Origin of the sequence: Myxococcus sp. AS-1-15 (assembly GCF_020037055.1) — a bacterium.
GTDB classification, from domain to species: Bacteria; Myxococcota; Myxococcia; order Myxococcales; family Myxococcaceae; genus Myxococcus; species Myxococcus fulvus.
This window is the reverse complement of the sequence record NZ_JAIQDF010000016.1, coordinates 135418-151653: the sequence shown is the minus strand read 5'-3', so window position 1 is coordinate 151653 and position 16236 is coordinate 135418. Positions and strand designations below refer to the sequence as shown.

11 protein-coding genes are annotated in these 16236 nt (G+C 70.8%); 5 read left to right on the top strand and 6 right to left on the bottom strand.

Annotation, left to right across the window (positions count from 1 at the left end; translation table 11 throughout):
- Nucleotides 1–259: 259 nt before the first annotated feature.
- Entirely contained in the window at nt 260–1390 is a 1131-nt protein-coding gene (locus K8625_RS34410; RefSeq protein ID WP_223785119.1) for a sensor histidine kinase, read from the bottom strand.
- Nucleotides 1391–1553: 163 nt separating this feature from the next.
- Nucleotides 1554–3212 carry a M14 family zinc carboxypeptidase gene (locus tag K8625_RS34405; RefSeq protein ID WP_223785065.1) on the bottom strand — a complete coding sequence of 553 codons (1659 nt, stop codon included), beginning with the start codon at nt 3210–3212 and terminating at the stop codon, nt 1554–1556.
- A gap of 79 nt (nt 3213–3291) precedes the next feature.
- Here K8625_RS34405 and K8625_RS34400 point away from each other — a divergent pair, with 79 nt between their 5' ends.
- The gene (locus tag K8625_RS34400) at nt 3292–3750 is read left to right on the top strand and encodes a YaiI/YqxD family protein (protein ID WP_141325926.1); all 459 of its coding nucleotides are present in this window, start codon (nt 3292–3294) and stop codon (nt 3748–3750) included.
- A gap of 10 nt (nt 3751–3760) precedes the next feature.
- On the opposite strand, the gene K8625_RS34395 is transcribed toward K8625_RS34400, so the two are convergent.
- From K8625_RS34395 to K8625_RS34385, 3 genes are all read right to left on the bottom strand, one after another.
- The gene (locus tag K8625_RS34395; RefSeq protein ID WP_223785064.1) at nt 3761–5218 is read right to left on the bottom strand and encodes a glycoside hydrolase family 6 protein; all 1458 of its coding nucleotides are present in this window, start codon (nt 5216–5218) and stop codon (nt 3761–3763) included.
- Between the two features lie 196 nt (nt 5219–5414).
- Nucleotides 5415–7088, bottom strand: a complete 1674-nt coding sequence (locus K8625_RS34390; RefSeq protein ID WP_223752208.1) for an amidase — start codon at nt 7086–7088, stop codon at nt 5415–5417.
- Between the two features lie 26 nt (nt 7089–7114).
- Nucleotides 7115–7852, bottom strand: coding sequence for a 1-acyl-sn-glycerol-3-phosphate acyltransferase (locus tag K8625_RS34385; RefSeq protein WP_223752207.1), 738 nt, complete (start codon nt 7850–7852; stop codon nt 7115–7117).
- A gap of 113 nt (nt 7853–7965) precedes the next feature.
- Between K8625_RS34385 and K8625_RS34380 the strand changes: the two genes are divergently transcribed.
- The 3 genes from K8625_RS34380 to K8625_RS34370 all read left to right on the top strand — a co-directional run bounded on the left by K8625_RS34380 (nt 7966) and on the right by K8625_RS34370 (nt 11752).
- Nucleotides 7966–8862, top strand: a complete 897-nt coding sequence (locus tag K8625_RS34380; protein ID WP_223752206.1) for a PilZ domain-containing protein — start codon at nt 7966–7968, stop codon at nt 8860–8862.
- A gap of 57 nt (nt 8863–8919) precedes the next feature.
- Entirely contained in the window at nt 8920–10701 is a 1782-nt protein-coding gene (locus K8625_RS34375; RefSeq protein ID WP_223785063.1) for a leucine-rich repeat domain-containing protein, read from the top strand.
- A 223-nt stretch (nt 10702–10924) separates the two neighbouring features.
- On the top strand, nt 10925–11752 hold the full coding sequence (locus tag K8625_RS34370; RefSeq protein WP_223785062.1) for a mechanosensitive ion channel family protein: 828 nt from the start codon (nt 10925–10927) through the stop codon (nt 11750–11752).
- Nucleotides 11753–11818: 66 nt separating this feature from the next.
- Here K8625_RS34370 and K8625_RS34365 read toward each other — a convergent pair whose 3' ends face one another.
- Nucleotides 11819–12760: a hypothetical protein gene (locus K8625_RS34365; protein WP_223752203.1), complete on the bottom strand. Its 942-nt coding sequence runs from the start codon at nt 12758–12760 to the stop codon at nt 11819–11821.
- 2275 nt (nt 12761–15035) lie between these two features.
- Here K8625_RS34365 and K8625_RS34360 point away from each other — a divergent pair.
- On the top strand, nt 15036–16235 hold the full coding sequence (locus K8625_RS34360; RefSeq protein ID WP_223752202.1) for an HlyD family secretion protein: 1200 nt from the start codon (nt 15036–15038) through the stop codon (nt 16233–16235).
- The last annotated feature ends 1 nt before the right edge of the window (nt 16236 follow it).

Below are 16236 nucleotides of genomic sequence, written 5' to 3'. Positions count from 1 at the left end.
GGACGCGCGCTCCATCACGACACGCCGACGCGCGGCTCTCATGCGGCCACCCGCTCCGGCGAGCGCCACGCGAAGCACCGACGGCTCCACGACCTCATTACCGCCCATCATCACCCTGCCCCCTCCACGCGCGGCCCTCCTGCCGCCACCCGCTCCGGCGAGCGCCACGCGAAGCACCGACGGCTCCACGACCTCTTTGCCGCCCATCATCACCCTGCCCCCGGAGGCGGGCTCCATCACGCCCCCCCACGCGCGGCGCTCATGCGGCCACCCGCTCCGCGCCGGGCGCGTCATCGAGCGGAACCCGCAGCTCCACCACCGCGCCGCGAGGCGTCCCCGCGCGCAGCTCCAGCGCGGCACGAGGCCCGTACAACGTCGCCAGCCGGGCGCGCAGGTTCGACAGCCCCACCCCGCCACCTCGCGGAGGGCCGCTCACGGGGGGGCCCATCCCGTCATCGCTCACGCACAGGCGCAGCACGTCGCCCTCCCGCTCAGCGGAGATCTCGATGCGCCCGGGCTCCGCGCGCGGCGCCAGCCCATGACGGATGGCGTTCTCCACCAACGGCTGCAACGCCAGATACGGCACGCGCGCATCCAGCACGTCGGGCCCCAGCCTCCAGGCGACCTCCAGTCGCGGCCCGAAGCGCGTCTGCTCGATGTCCAGATACGGCGCCAGCGCCTGCTGCTCCTCGCGCAGCGTCACCTCCTGCCGCGCATGGGACTCCAGGCTGTGGCGCAGCAAGTCCCCCAGGCGCGCCAGCATCTTCTCGGCGGCGTCCGGGTCCACGTGGACCAGCGAGGACACGGCGTTGAGCGCGTTGAAGAGGAAGTGGGGGCGCAGCTGCGACGCCAGGGCCTGCAGCCGCGCCTGCGCGAGCTGCGCCTGGAGCTGGTCGGCGCGACGCTGACGCACGTGCGCGCGGCGCGCCAGCCCCAGCGCATGCGCGCCCGCCGTCAGCAACACGAAGGGCAGCAGGTTGTTGACGACGCTCTGCGCGAGCACGTCGAGCACCTGCGGCGTGCGCTCGTACCAGCCGATGAGCTCCTGCGTGAGCACGACGAAAGTCGCCCGCCCCAGCACGACGACGAGCAGCGCCCCTCCGTGGAAGCCCAGCGCCCGCCGCAGGTGCCCCCGCGACAGGGGCACCCGCTCGGACAGGCGCAGACACATCACCGTGATCGGCACCCACAGCAGGGAGCTGGCCAGCGACATCCGCCACAGCGCCCCCTCCACGACCTTCAGCTCGCCGATGCGCTGCAGCAGCTGCGTCTGGCTCACGGAGATGAGCGCATCCGCGAGCCACCACCCCAACGCCCCGAGCCACACGGCCCAGGACGGCAGGGGCTCCACCTCATCCACTCGGGGACGAACCGGCTCCGCGTCGCGCATGCGCACGGAGGCTAGCCATCTCCCGGGACCGCTTCCACGTGCCCTGGGATGAACCGCGCCACCTCAGGGATGAACGGCGTGCCCCCCGTCAGGCGGGCACTCCAGCGTCGCGGTGACGTTGCCACCCTGCTGGACCCCGACCCGCGTCAGGGCCCTTGGGGCCTCACTCCGCCTTCTTCGGCGCGGGAGCGGGGCTCACCACGCGGTGCACGGGATAGTAACCGCCCACCTCCAACAAGGTGTCCAGGAACTGCCACCGGCAGAAGCCATCATCGGAGTGCGGCTCCAGCAGGTAGACGGCCAGCGTGCCCGCGCGCTGCGCGGTGGGGACGCGGAGCGTGCCCTGGGCGAACTCGCGCTCGCCGCGCTCGGGCGACACCGTCAGCACCGTCTCGAAGCGCACCGGCTTGGGCTTCTGGCTCAGCGGCACCTCCGCCTGCCCCGGCGGCGGCACATTGGCGGCCACGTCCGGGCTGAAGGTCTCCTCGCGCCGGGCGATGCGGTAGCTGTCCACCAGGAAGCGCTGCGCCTTGGGGAGCACCTCGAAGCGGATGCCCTGCGACTCCAGCCGGGGCGCCAGCTCCGCGGGCACCAGGTACGCCTCCGGCGTGCTCACCGACTGCGTCGGGATGAAGGTGCGGAAGTGCGGCACGCGGTAGACCTTGCGCTTCTTGCCCGGGAAGCGCCGCTCCGCGACGCTCTTCTCGTCGAACGCCTGGATGCGCGCCAGGTCTCCGGGCTTCACGTAGGCCGGGTAGTCGAACGTCAGCTTCCCCTCCCCGTCCCGCGTGGCCACGCCGTAGTTGATGCCCACCAGCGTCTGCGGATCCGGCGTGGTGCCCCGGGCGATGATGGCCTCTTCCTGCGCCTGGGTGAGCGCGCGGTACGTCTTCGCGCTCCGGGCCGCCTCGCGAATCAGCTCCAGCAGCCACGCGTACATCACCGCGCAGCGGCGCGGGAAGTCGATGTAGCTGTACGTCTCCAGCAGCACGTCCAGCCGGCCGAGCAGTCCCCGGTAGTGGCTGCCGAAGCGCGGCAGCGCCGGGTACGTATGCCAGCCCGAGCTGGGCACGCCCTCCTCGCGGTAGTTGCCGTACCAGAAGCTGTCGAAGCCGTGGCGCTTCTGCACCGCCTGGGCGACGCGGTCCAGCATCTGCCGGTTGTAGTCGCGCAGCTCCTGGAACAGCGGCTCGTTGGAGTGCGACGTGTCGTAGGTCAGGTCGAAGTCGTGGATGCTGCCGTCGGTGGTGTGGCAGTCGATGAACAGCTCCGGCCACCACGTCTGGTGCAGCTTCGCCATGGCGCGCGTCTCCGGCGCCTCCTGCTTGGTGCTGTCGCGGTTGAGGTTCCAGCCCTCGCCCGTGTAGCGCGTGCCCACGCCGCCCGCCGGGTTGACCTGCCCCTCCAGGTCCTGGAGGTTCAGCTTGCGGTTGTTGGGGCTGATGCGGTCATTGCCGTCCGGGTTGAAGTTCGGCACCAGCACGAGCACCAGCTTGTCGAGCAGCTTCTGGCCCAGCTTGCTGAGCGTCAAATCCCGCGCGAGCGCGAGCACCGACTCCTTGCCCTCCACCTCGCCGGCGTGGATGTTGGCCTCCACCATCACCACGACCTTCTTCTGCTTGCGCGCCAGCTCCGGCGTGAAGCAGTTGCGGTCGCTCACCACCAGCGACACCAGGGGCTGGCCCTCGCCGCTGGTGCCGAAGTCCACCCGTCGGGCGAGCTTCGTGCGGCGGCAGAGCTCGTCGATGAAGGCGAGCACGTCGGAATGACGCGAGGTTTCAGCGTGATTCGAGGCTTCGGCGCGGGTGAGCAGCTCGGACATGGGCGCGCATCCGAGCGCCACGCATGGGCGGCGTCAAGCACTTCATCTTCGCGCCTGTCCACGCGAGGATGCGAGCGCCATGCGAATCTGGGTCGACGCCGATGCCTGCCCCACGCCCGTCCGCGACATCCTCCTGCGCGCCTCACAGCGCCTGAAGGTGCCGCTCGTCTTCGTGGCCAACAAGTCCCTGTCCCTGCCCCGCTCGGAGCTCGTCTCCACCGTGCAGGTGGGCGCGGGGCTGGACGTGGCGGACCAGCACATCGCCACCTCCGCCCAGAAGGGGGACCTGGCCGTCACCCAGGACATCCCCCTGGCGGCGCTGCTGGTGCCTCGCGGCGTGGTGACCCTGGACCCGCGCGGCGAGCTGTTCTCCGAGGAGAACATCGCCGAGCGGCTGTCCGTGCGGAACTTCATGCAGGAGCTGCGCGAGAGCGGCGTCGTGACGGGCGGCCCCAGCGGCTTCAACGCCCAGGACCGCCAGCGCTTCGCCGCCACGCTGGACCGCGAGCTGGCCCGGCTCCTGCCCAAGCGAGGCTGAGCCCCGCCCGTCAGGTGCCGTCGATGAGCCGGAGGGCCAGGTCGGGGCTGAACGTGCCCGCGGGCGTGTTCGGCGCGATGCCGCAGTTGCCGTCGGAGTCCCCCGGCACCTTCACCCACAGGAGCAGCTCCGCGCCACCGCCCACCTGGGACGTCACGCCCAGCCGGCGGCCGCCGGGGTTGCACCACTCGCCGTTGTGGCCGTTGCCATTGCGGCTGGTGTCCACGACGAAGGGCTTCGTGTAGCCGTAGCGCGAGGTGAGCGCGGTGTTGACGTGGGTGCCGTACGTCGTCGACTGCGCCGTCGTGTAGAAGTTCGACACGTTGAGCGCGAAGCCGCGGATGTTGCGCACGCCCGCGGACTCCAGCCGCTGCGCCATGGTGTCCGCGCCAATCCAGTTCGCGTTGCCGCCGTCCAGGTAGGCCCAGGTGTTGGGCGCCCTGTCGCGCAGCTGCTCCGTCGCGTAGCGCAGCAGGGCCAGGCGCGTCTGGCGCTCGGGGTCGCTGGGCAGACAATCCAGCTGCGCGACGGCATCCGGCTCGATGATGACGATGGCGGGGCGGCTGCCCAGGCCGGTGACGAAGGCGGAGATCCACGCGCGATAGGCCTCCGGGCTGCCCGCGCCGCCGCCGGAGTGGCTGCCGCAGTCACGCCCGGGGATGTTGTACGCCACGAGCACCGGCAGCTTGTCGGCCGTGTCCGCCGCGCCCACGAAGCCGGACACCGCGGCCGTGATGTCGCCGCTCCAGTTGCCGAACCAGCGCGCCCCCGGCTTGCTCGCGATGGACGTCTGGATGCGCGAGGCGCGCGAGTCCCCGCCGTTGTCGCGCACCCAGACGGCCGGGTTGGAGTGGGGGTCCACGTAGAAGCCGCTCGTCATCGCCACCGGCCCGCCGCCGCCCGGATTGCCTCCGCCCGACGTGGTGAGCGAGACGTTGTCCAGGAACAGCGAGAAGGCGCCCCGCCCGCCCACCTGGAACGTCACCTGCCCCGCCGCCGTCGCGAGATTCGAAGTGAAGGGGAACGTGAACGTGCGCGCCGTGCCATCCAGCGTGATGTTCTGGTCCAGCGGCGCGGTGTACGGCGCCGCGCCCAGCTGCACCGTGGCCCGCACCGTCACGTTCGCCGTCGCGGAGGCGGTGAAGGTCAGCGTGTACGCCTGCCCGTTCGCGAGCGCGATGTTGTCCTGCCCCATGGGCGCGTCCCACGGATTCGCCGTGCCACCCGTGACGTTGACGCGCAGCCGGCCGTTCTCCACCACCGACTGAGTGTTCGGTCCGCTCCACCAGGGCGCGGTCTGCCCGTTGCTGAAATCTCCGTTGACCACCAGCTCCACCAACTCCGCGGCCCGCACGCCTGTCGACTCCGGCGTTGGCGCGGGCGTCTCCGACGAGGACGGACCACATGCCGCCACCAGCGACGCCGCGAGGACGAACGGCACCCAACCCACCTGCGGACGCAGTTGCATGAAACAATTCCTCCTGCCCGGAACCGGATGCCAGGAATTGACGTCCAGCGAATCACGGGCCTGTGGCAGCCTGGAGAGTCCACGCTGCCGCGCCGAGGGAATATGGGCGGGTCTTTCTGGTTTTGCCAGCGTTAATACACACAAGCCCACCAGGAACGATGGGCTTGGCAAATTCCAGGATGTCTTTGAATCGTGCTCAGCGCAGGGCGGTGACATGCACGGCGGGCGTGCGAGCGGCCGTGGCGCGCTCCACGACGCGGCCCAGGCGCAGCAGCAGGTGCTCCTCGTAGGGGCGCCCCATGAGCTGCAGGCCCACGGGCAGACCCGCGCTGTCGTGGCCGGCCGGGACGGACAGGGCGGGGAAGCCCGTCAGGTTCCCCTCGCGCACGAAGCGCATCAGCGCGTCGACGACGGGCAGGTTCGACTCGCCGTCGGGCAGCGTGCCCTCGGGGATGAGGGGCGCGGTGGTGGCCGTCGACGGGGTGACGAGGACATCCACGCCCGCCATGACGGCGAGCAGCTCGCGCGTCAGCCGGTGGCGATGCCGCAGGGCGTGCACCAGGTCCGTGGCCCGGAAGTGCCTGCCGATGGCCAGGTTGGTGCGCGAGTCGAGCCCGAAGTCCGAGGCGTGCTCGCGCGAGTGCGGCAACATCGACTCGGCCATCTCGCTGAGGATGATGCAGCTGTGCGTCCAGAGCACGGTGTTCAAATCCGGCGCGGGCACCTCCACCACGGTGGCGCCCGCGGCCGTCAGCGCGCGCACCGCCTCCTTGCAGCGCGCCACCACGTCCGGGGACGCGTCCTCGAAGTAGGGCCAGCAGATGCCCAGCCTCACGCCCGTCAGGTCCGCGCGCTCGTAACCGGACAGGTGATGCGGGGGCTGGCCCTGGGAGACCAGGTCCTTGCCGTCAGGTCCGGCGAGCAGCGCATACGCCGCCGCGACGTCGTCCACCGTGAGGCCCAGGGGCCCCACGTGCCCCACGTTCCAGCACAGGGGCGGCACGCCCGTCTCGGGGATGCGGCCCCACGTCGCCTTGAGGCCGACGATGCCGCACAGGGCCGCCGGGATGCGGATGGAGCCACCGCCGTCCGCGCCGATGCTCAGCGGACACAGGCCCGCGGCGACGACGGCGGCCGAGCCGCTGGAGCTGCCTCCGGTGATGTGGCCCCGGTTCCACGGGTTGCGCGCGACGCCGTGGTGCGGATTCAACCCGATGGGGTTGATGCCAATCTCGTTCATGTTGGCCTTGCCCAGGATGAGCGCGCCCGCGGCCTTGAGGCGCGCGGCCACCGTCGAGTCCACCGAGGCCACCTGGTGGCGGAAGCGCGTGCCCAGCGTGGTGGGGAAGCCCGCCAGGTCCACCTCGTCCTTGAGCACCACCGGCACGCCGTCCAGCACGCTCAGCGCGCGGCCCTCGCGATGGCGCCCGGCGGAGGCCTCGGCGGCGCGGAGCACCTCGTCGGGCTTGCGCGCGATGAACCACCCCATGCGCGCCTCGCCGCGCTCCAGCCGGTCGATGGCCTCGTTCAGGCGACGGGCCACGGAGACCGGGTCCGCGCCGCCCTCGCGGTAGGCCCGGACATACGCGCCCACGGTCTCGCGCTCCGGCGTCACGGGCTGCGCCAGGATGGCGCGCGAGGCCTGCTCCGTGGGGGACTGGGGCTCGGTGGCGGGCGCGCCCGGAGGCAGCGGGTACTGGAGCGGGGGCGCATCACCGGCGGACAGCTCCCGCCACCGGTCGATGCCGCTGTCGCGCACCAGCTTCTCCAGCACGGGTGAGCCGACGGCGCTCTCCAGGGTGTTGACGAACGCCTTGAGCGCCAGCCCCGACACGCGTGGCGCCTTCACCGGGTTGCGTTGGTAGGACATGCCCTGGAGCCTACCCCCGGGCGGGGCTATTCCAAGCCCCGCTCCCGGGCGAGGGCGCGCAGCCGCTCCACGAGCGCGTCCCGGTCCTCGTAGCGCAGGCCCTCGGTGGGGATGGCGGGCAACAGCTCCACGCGCACCCGCCCCGGCCTGACGCGCCACTCCCCGAAGGGCAGCACGTCCCGCGCGCCGTGGAACACCATGGGGACCAGGGCGGCGCCGGAGCGGATGGCGAGCACCGCCGCGCCCTTGCGGTAGGGATTGAGCCGGCCGTCCTCGCTGCGTCGGCCCTCGATGGACATGTAATAGCTGGCGCCCTCGCGCAGGGCCTGGGCGGCGCGGTCCACGGCGCGGCGCGCCTGCGCGCTCCACTGGCGCACCACCACCGTGGAGCCCTGGGCCCAGGGCACCCAGCCCGCGAAGGGCAGCGCCGCATACTCGATGTTCATGAAGATGCGCACGGGCCGGGGCAGCGCCGGGGGCGTCACGAACGTCTCGCTCAAGCTCGTCTGGTTCAGTTGCAGGAACAGATACGAGGATGCGTCGTAGCGGCCCTCGTTGTGGTCCACCACCTCCACGTCCACGCCGAAGACGCGCCGGGCCCACAGACACCACGTCCGCATCAGCGCGTCCGAGGCCCCGGGGCTGACGGGCCCCAGCAGGAGCGCGGGCGTGAGCAGGGGCGGCATCGCCGCGCACGCCACACCCCAGCGCAGCAGGCTCGACAGCAGGCCCGGGCGGGTAGGAAGCGAGGGAGGGACGTCCATGCGCTGGCCTATACCAGGGTGTATGCATGAGGACAGGGTGGAAGTGGACCTCTCGCGCCAGTCCGTGAGGACATGGCAGGCTGGGAGGCGCGAAAGGCAGGCAGGGGGGCATCATGGGAAGTCCACGCGCCAACGCGCTCGAGGAATACAAGACGCTGCTGGAGCGACAGCGCACGGCGCCGCTCGGCCCCGACGAAGCGCAGCGTCTGGAGTTGCTCCGGGACGTGCTGCTGGAATTGGGAGCGCTGCCCCCCGAGGGCAGCCCCCTGCCCGCGCGTCCCGCTCGCGCGGACGCGGTGTTGGAGCTGACGTTCGCCACGCAGGATGACGTGGTGCGCGCGTACAGCAGGAACATCGGCACGGGAGGGCTCGCCATCCGCACCCCGCGCGCGCTGCCGGTGGGGAGCACGCTGGAGCTGCGCATCACCCTCCCCGACTCGGCCCAGGCGCTGCGGGCCTTCGGTCAGGTGGCGTGGTCGCGCGAGGACGGCATGGGCGTGGCCTTCACGCAGCTGGCACCCGACGGTGAGCAGCGATTGAAGGCGTTCGTGGCCCAGGACGCCTCGCTGCTCCAGCGCGTGCGGGGCGTGCTGAAGACGGATGTGATGGAGCTCTTGAAGAAGGACGTGAGGGAGCTGGGCAAGGGGCCCGCGCCCCAGGCCGCCAACGCGGTGGAGCTGGACACGCGGGAGCCGGTGCTGGTGCGCCTGTCGGACGCGCGCTTGATGGCGCTCATCACCGAGCTGTTCGAGCAGAAGGGTTTGCGCGTCGTGACGGACAGCGACAAGCCCGCGCGCATCATCATCGTGGACACGGGCTCCGCGCTGGATGTGCTCAGCACGGCGGCGCGCCCCGGCTCGCGCATCGTCATGGTGAACGTGAGCGGACCGGACTCGCTGATGGGCCGCCTGTCCAACCTCAGCCCCGCCGCCTTCGTCAAGCACCCGGCCAGCGCGGCCGCCGTGCTCGTCGCCGTGGAGAGGCTCCTGTCGGCGACGAAGTCCTCCTGAGCCGGGAGGGGAACCGCTACGCTCGGCCCGATGAGACCTGGGACGTGGCGGCTCCTCGTGGGATTCCTGATGGGCTGCGCCACCACGCCGCCTGTCGCCCCTCCTGCTCCTCCTCCGCGCGTCGAGCCACCTCCCGCGCTGCTCACCGCCTACCGCGTGCTTCCCGAAGGAGGGCTCGAGCGCTGGCGCCCCCTGACGACGGACGCGACTGGCTTCCAGCCCCCCACCGGGGGCACGTGGTGCGCGGAGCCGCTCGGCGCGCTCGTGACGGAGGAGGAGGCACGTCAGCGGGCCACCGCTTTGAAGGCGCATCAGGTGCCCGAGCTCTGCTTCGACTCGGCGCCCCTGCCCGCCCCGTCGCTCCTCGCGCGGCTGCTGCGCGACTCGGGCGCGGTGGGCCTGCGCGCCTCGGGCACCCCGCTGGGCGACGCGCACCTGGAGGCCCTGCGGGAGTTCACATCCCTGGAGGCCCTGCACCTGGACGGCACCCGGGTGACCGACGGGGGGCTCGCGCACGTGAGGGAGATGCGGAGGCTGGCCGTCGTGCGTCTGGATGAGACGGCCATCTCCGACGCGGGCCTCGGCTTCCTCTCCGGGCTGACGACGCTGCGGCGCCTCACCCTCGCGAGCACCGCCATCAGCCCGCGTGCGCTGTCGGCCCTCGCCGCCCAGTCGGAGCTCGAGTGGCTGGACCTCTCCGACACCGCGGTGGACGACACCGTCCTCGCCTGGGTGCCCGGAGCGCGCCTGCACACGCTGGTGCTGAGCGGGACGCACGTGACGGACGCGGGCCTCGCGCGGCTGCGGGAGCTGCCGGGCCTCACGTGGCTGGGCCTCGCGCGCACCGGGCTCACCGACACGGGCCTCGCGCACCTCGGCACGCTGCGGAACCTGGAGGCGCTGCACCTGGGCCACACCCGCATCACCGACCTGGGCCTTGGCCACCTCTCCGGCCTGAAGGCGCTGCGCGCCCTGGTCCTCACGAAGACCCACCTGCGGGGCCCGGGGCTCCGGCACCTCGCGGCACTGAGCGCGCTGGAGCTGCTCCACCTCGACGACACCCGCGTGGACGACGCGGCCCTGCGACAGGTGCGAGGACTCGTGGCCCTGCGGGAGCTGGAGCTGTCGAGGACCGCCGTCGCGGCGGGGGGACTCGACGTGCTCGCGGGCTTCATCGCGCTGGAGCGGCTGGGCCTGTCCGGCCTGGCCGTGACGGATGACTCGCTCGCCACGCTTCGAGGGCTGGAGCGATTGGTTCGGCTCGACCTGAGCGCCACGCCCATGGGCCCCCAGGCCCTGGGGCATCTGCACGCGGCCCTGCGCGAGCTGGACGTGAGCCGGACCGCCTTCAACGACGAGTGGCTGCCCGCGCTGCGCGCCCTGCCCCACCTCCAGTCCCTGCGCGCCGAGCGCACCCTGCTCACCGACCTGGGGCTGGGGCAGCTGGCCGAGCTGGCCGGCCTGGAGTCGATTCACGTCGCGGGCACGCCCATCAGCGGCTCCGGACTGGTGGCCCTCCAGCGACTGCCGCGCCTGACACGACTGGACCTGGGCGCCACGTGGCTCAACGACGAGAGCCTCCAGGCCCTGAGGGGCTTCCCCCAGCTCACCTGGCTCAGCCTCGCCCGGGCGCGCATCGGCGATGCGTCCCTGGGACATCTGCCCAGGACGCTGCACACGCTCCACCTGCCCCGCACCGGTGTCACCGACGCGGGCCTGGCCGCGCTGCGCGCCCTGCCCCAGTTGCGCGTGCTGGATGTACGAGGAACCTCGGTGTCGGGCGAGGCCCTCGGGGCGCTGGTCCGGGAGCGAGGGCTGCGGCTCGTCACCGCGCCCTGAAGGGCCCACGCCGCCGCGTCGAGGCCCCCCTGACGCGTCAACGTTCGCGGCTGACGTGTCCAGGCTGGGGAGGACCTCCCCGCGTCGCTTGTGACCTCGGCATGAGGAAGCCGGGCATTCGCGGACTTACGTGAGGCCGCCGGGATGGCCCGTGCCCTGCACACGCGGCCGGACCGGAGCAGGCCCGCCACGTCCGTGGACTCTCGGCCGCTTCAGGAGCGTCATGGACGCGGTCATCGAACAGTTGAAGACGTTGGCTCTCGCGGAGGCCTTCCCGTTCCTGCTCAAGGCAATGGGCGCCCTCGTGTTGTGGTTCGTGGGACGTGCAATCATCAGCACCTTCCGGCGCGTGTTGAACCTGACGCTGCAGAAGCGGCAGTTCGACGCCACGCTCATCCGGTACATCGAGTCGCTGTTCGCGGGCTCCCTCACCATCCTGTTGCTGCTGGGCATCCTGGGGATGATGGGGTTCGAGACCACCTCGTTCGCCGCGCTGCTGGCCGCCGCGGGCATCGCCATCGGCACGGCGTGGTCCGGGCTGCTCTCCAACTTCGCCGCGGGCATCTTCCTGCTGGTGCTGCGGCCCTTCCGCGTGGGCGACGAAATCTCCGCCGCCGGCGTCACGGGCCTGGTGCAGGAGATCGGCCTGTTCGCCACCACCATCGACACGGGCGACAACCTGCGCATCTCCGTCGGCAACAACCGCCTCTTCAGCGACAACATCATCAACTTCAGCCACCACCCCCACCGCCGCATCGTGGTGAAGGTGCCGCTGACGCACGGCGGGGACATCCATGGGCTGATGAAGGCCTTCCGCGAGCGCGTCGTGGTGGTGCCCGGCGTCCAGGCGGTGCCCGTGCCCAGCGTCGACGTGGCGGAGTTCACCGCGCAGGGGCCCGTCATCGCCATCGGCGTGAATTGCAAGCCCACCCAGGCGGGCGCCGTGCAGGGCGCCGTCTCGCTCGCCGTGGAGGAGACGCTCATCGCCACCGGCTACGTCGTCCTCGCGCCGTCGGCCCTGCCGCCGCCACAGCTGGCCCGGGCCGGCTGAAGCAAGGCGCCTTCCCGGGGCGCCCCTTGGAGCCGAGAGGGGCGCTCCCAGGTCCGGCGGAGGCGCTCAGCGCGCGTTCACCGCGGCGTTGCACGCGGCGTTGGCCGCGTCGGCCCAGCGCTTCCCGATGGCCGCGTACCCCGGCGCCTGGACGAACGGCGGCAGCATGTCCTCCGACGTGCGCTCGTTGTGCATGTTGAGCGGCCAGATGTCCTGGGCGGCGCAGGCCAGCCGGACGGCCCTCCAGGACAGCCCCGCCGCCTCCATCACCCGCAGGTAGTCGTCCCGCTCCAGACTCCTGGCCGCGTTCTCGAAGATTTGTGGCCGCATGGCGCGCGTCGCCGGCTGCACGGGCCACCAGTCCTTGCTGCGCCGGCGGTACTCCTTCACGTCCGCCTCCCGCAGGGCCGCCAGTCGCGTCTGGAAGCTCGCCTCCGTGTCCGTCAGCAGCTCCAGCGCCTTCTGCCCCATGGCCGCGTAGAACACGTCGCTCGAGTGGTCCTTGCGAGCCTGAGGCCCCACGAACGCGACGTACTCCCGCGTCGCCGCGAGCAGCTCCCGCTCCGCGTCCTCCACCGAGGGCACCGCCGCCGAGCGCGTCTCCGGCACCTCGCGAAAGCCGTCCTCCTGCGACACGGCGGACTGGGCCTGGGGGCCCGGCCACGGGAAGAAGTAGCGGTACCAGACCACCCGGTCCGGGAACACCAGCGCCAGCTCCGGCAACCGGGGCGGGGAGTCGGGCGGATCGTACAGCACCCAGATCGAAGGGTCGGAGACGCGGAGCGAGCGGATGGCCAGGAGCCCCCGCGCCTTCATCCGCTCGAACCACCGGTCGAACGACGGCTCGAAGCCCCCGTCCACCTCGAAGCCCAGGAAGGTCTCCGGGCTCCGCGCGAAGGAGCCCGCCCACGGGTCCTCGAGCATCAGCGCGCGCACCGGGCGGCCCTCCAGCCGCGCGTTGCCGACGATGGCCGCCTGCCAAGCATACACATGAACCGGGTTGATCATCCCGGGGACTCTAGCGCGCCCTCCCCACGACAGGGATTCGCGCGAGCCTCACCGGGCCCCGCAATGACAGCCGCCAGAGGGCGAGGAACTCCGCCCCCTGGCGACTCGCGTCTTGGACAGGCACTCTACGTGCCCAAACAAGGACTACAGCGCGTAGGCGGCGTCCAGCACGGGCTGCGTGGGCAGCGGGAGAGAGCCACCACAGCCACGGGGACCACCACGAACCTTGGTCTTGATCTGCATGACGAGCTCCTATCGAGAACAGCCTGGGTTGGACTCAGTCTGGAAGACTGACGACTACGGGATCTGCGTGAGGACGCCGCCCGTGGTGCGCACGGGAATCGCAACACCACCGCCACAGCCACGGGGACCGCCACGAACCTTGGTCTTGATCTGCATGATGGACTCCTCGGAATCAGGTGTGAGTGAAGTCAGCTCGGGATGCTGACGGAGGACTACGGGATGGCCGCGAGCGCGTCGGAACGCACCGCGATGATCACGCCACCACCGCAACCACGGGGACCGCCACGAACCTTGGTCTTGATCTGCATGATGAGCTCCTTGGTGAGGATGACTCCATCGCTGGAGTCGGGTGAGGATGATCCAGCGCCGACTACGGCAGCTGGGTGCGGACCGTGCCGGTCAGCACGGGCAGGGAACCGCCGCAACCACGGGGACCGCCACGAACCTTGGTCTTGATCTGCATGATGAGCTCCTGGTGAGGATGACTCCATCGCTGGAGTCGGATGGATGAAGCGGTGATGCCAGTCGACTACGGCAGCTGCGTGCGGACCTGGTTGGTCAGCACCACGCCACCACCGCAACCACGGGGACCGCCACGAACCTTGGTCTTGATCTGCATGGTACGCTCCTGGATGTACTGCGTTGACACCAGACACCCAACCCCGGGGATTGGATGGCTGGAAGGCGTTGATGAAAAGCTCTTGAGTCTACGGACGACGACACCTTCTGGTTCTTCCGGTGCCAGCCAATCTATACACACCCCTCTGACACGCGAGCTCCAAGGTCACCCGCGGTCCCGCCGCCCCTCGGCCGGCGCTGCTCCCGGCCCCTCCACAACCCGCGCTACCCGCCCCTATTCCCCGTCCATCCAGCCATTACGCGGCTCCCGAGTCGCCATTGCGTGCGATTCACCGTTCCCGGTCCGCATCGGAAGTAGAATCATTAAAGGCGGGTGTAATCGGCCAGTCAAGTGACCACGCAAAGAATGCGGCGAAAGTCTTTGTAACCTCTCACGCCACAGCCAATCTCAGACTTCGCGAATCGGAAGAAAATACAGGCGACCTCGCGAAGGCATAAAAAAATCGCCAGCGAGCGATGTTCCGCTCACTGGCGATTTCGAGCTTCGTCCGAGCGAATCACCGCCCGGGGACGAAACTACGGGAGCTGCTGGAGCACGTCGTCGTACCAGATGCTGATGCCGCCGGGGCCGCAACCACGGGGACCGCCACGAACCTTGGTCTTGATCTTCATGTGTCTGCTCCTGGTGATTGAGTCACTACGGTGAAACAACGACGTCTGGACGACTACGCCAGAACGGTGTCGTACCAGATGCTGATGCCGCCCGGGCCACAGCCGCGGGGACCGCCACGAACCTTGGTCTTGATCTTCATGATGTCGCTCCTGGGTTGAACCACGTTCGCTCCAGGCGACACGGTTGCCCATGCACACCCGGAGTAGAATCATTAAAAATCGATGAAAATTGGGAGTCAAGCCTTGAACTGAAAAACCCGCCAATCCAAATAGATCCGGGGACTTGGATAGATGGCGCAGTTTATCGAAACCTGAGAGACCCCTGGGTCATGAATCCACCTGGGGCCCGAAGCCAGTGCGCCCGAACCGGTTACAAGGGGCCGGCTCCGGACGCGGCGGAGGGGCGCCGCCTCGGTGATACGTGGAGACCGCATCACGCCCCGCGTCGCAATATCCTGAAAACATGTTTTAGCCATTTTATGAGCCCTATCTTCGAGATAGGACTGACCTGGACAACCCTTGACATGTCGGCCGGCTGTGTTCCGGGCGCCGCGCGGCTCCGGGCCTGGATGGATTGTCCATTCACGAAGGCGCGGAGAAGACAATCGCGGACGGGGCGCGTGCGGCATGGGGAGGTGACGCCCCTGGCTTTGCCGCGCGTCAGTCCGCCGGGCGAGGATGGGCGCCGACCTCCGGGAGCGTCCCGGGTGGAAGGTCTGGCGGGGAGTCCGTCTGTTCCACGGTGATGAGGTAGGCTTCGCTCATGAGAGTTGGTGAAGGAATGTTCCCGCGCACCGTGCGCGCGCTGCTGCGGGGGCGAGGGCGCTCGGCGCTCTGGTTGTTGCCGGTGGGGCTGTTCGCCGTCTGGGGCGTGTGGTTCCTGCGAGCGAGCATCACCGTCTACGAGCCCAGCGTGCAGGCGCGGCTGGAGGTCCACCGCGAGGTGTACGCCGTGGATGCGCCGGTGGACGGGCGGCTGGTGAAGACGCGGGTGGAGCTGCACCGGCAGGTGCGCGCGGGCGAGGTGCTCTTCGAGCTCGCCCACGAGCAGGAGGCGCGGCAGCTGGCGGAGGCGGAGGCCCAGCTTCGGGGCCTGGGGCCGCAGCTGACGGCGGCGCGCGCGGAGCTCGAGGTGGAGCAGGGCGCGCTCGTGGCCCAGCAGGAGCGCGGCGCTGCGGGCGTGGAGGAGGCCAAGGCCCGGCTGGTGGAGGCCGAGGCGCTGGCGCGCCGGGCGCTCGAGGAGAAGGCGAGCGCGGAGCAGTTGCACTCGCGCCAGTTGATCAGCGAGTCCGAGTGGAGCCGCGTGCGCACCGAGCTGGAGCGCGCCCAGGCCTCCGAGCAGGCCTCCCGCGCGGCGCTCACGCGCGTGAAGATGGATGGGACGATGCTGGCCACCGAGCGGCGCATCCGGGCCGCGGCGCTCAAGCGGGACATCGCGGAGCTGGAGGCCGCCGAGAGCGTGGCGCAGGCCTCCGTGGAGCGCCTGCGTGAAGAGCTGGAGCGGCGCGTGGTGAAGGCGCCCGCCGACGGCATCCTCGGCGAGACGAGCCCGGTGCGCGTGGGCACGCAGGTGAGGGCCGGGGACCGCATGGCCACCGTCGTCGCGGGGGGCGACGTGCGCATCGTCGCGCAGCTGTCCCCCGCCACGGCGCTGGGCCGGGTGCGCGCGGGCCAGCCGGCGCGCATGAAGCTGGAGGGCTTCGCCTGGACGGAGTTCGGCATGGTGCGCGCCACGGTGGTGGCGGTGGCGAGCGAGGCGCGCGACGGGCTGGTGCGCGTGGAGCTGTCCGTGGACGAGATGCCGGTGGGCATCCCCCTGGAGCACGGCCTGCCGGGCACCGTGGACATCGCGGTGGAGGACTCCACGCCGCTCAAGCTGGTGCTGCGCGCGCTGGGGCGGGGGCTGGAGGCGCCGGCGCGCTCGCGCCCGTTGCCGCCGCGCTCGTCGGGGGATTTGGAGATGTCGCGGGGCGGGAGCTGAG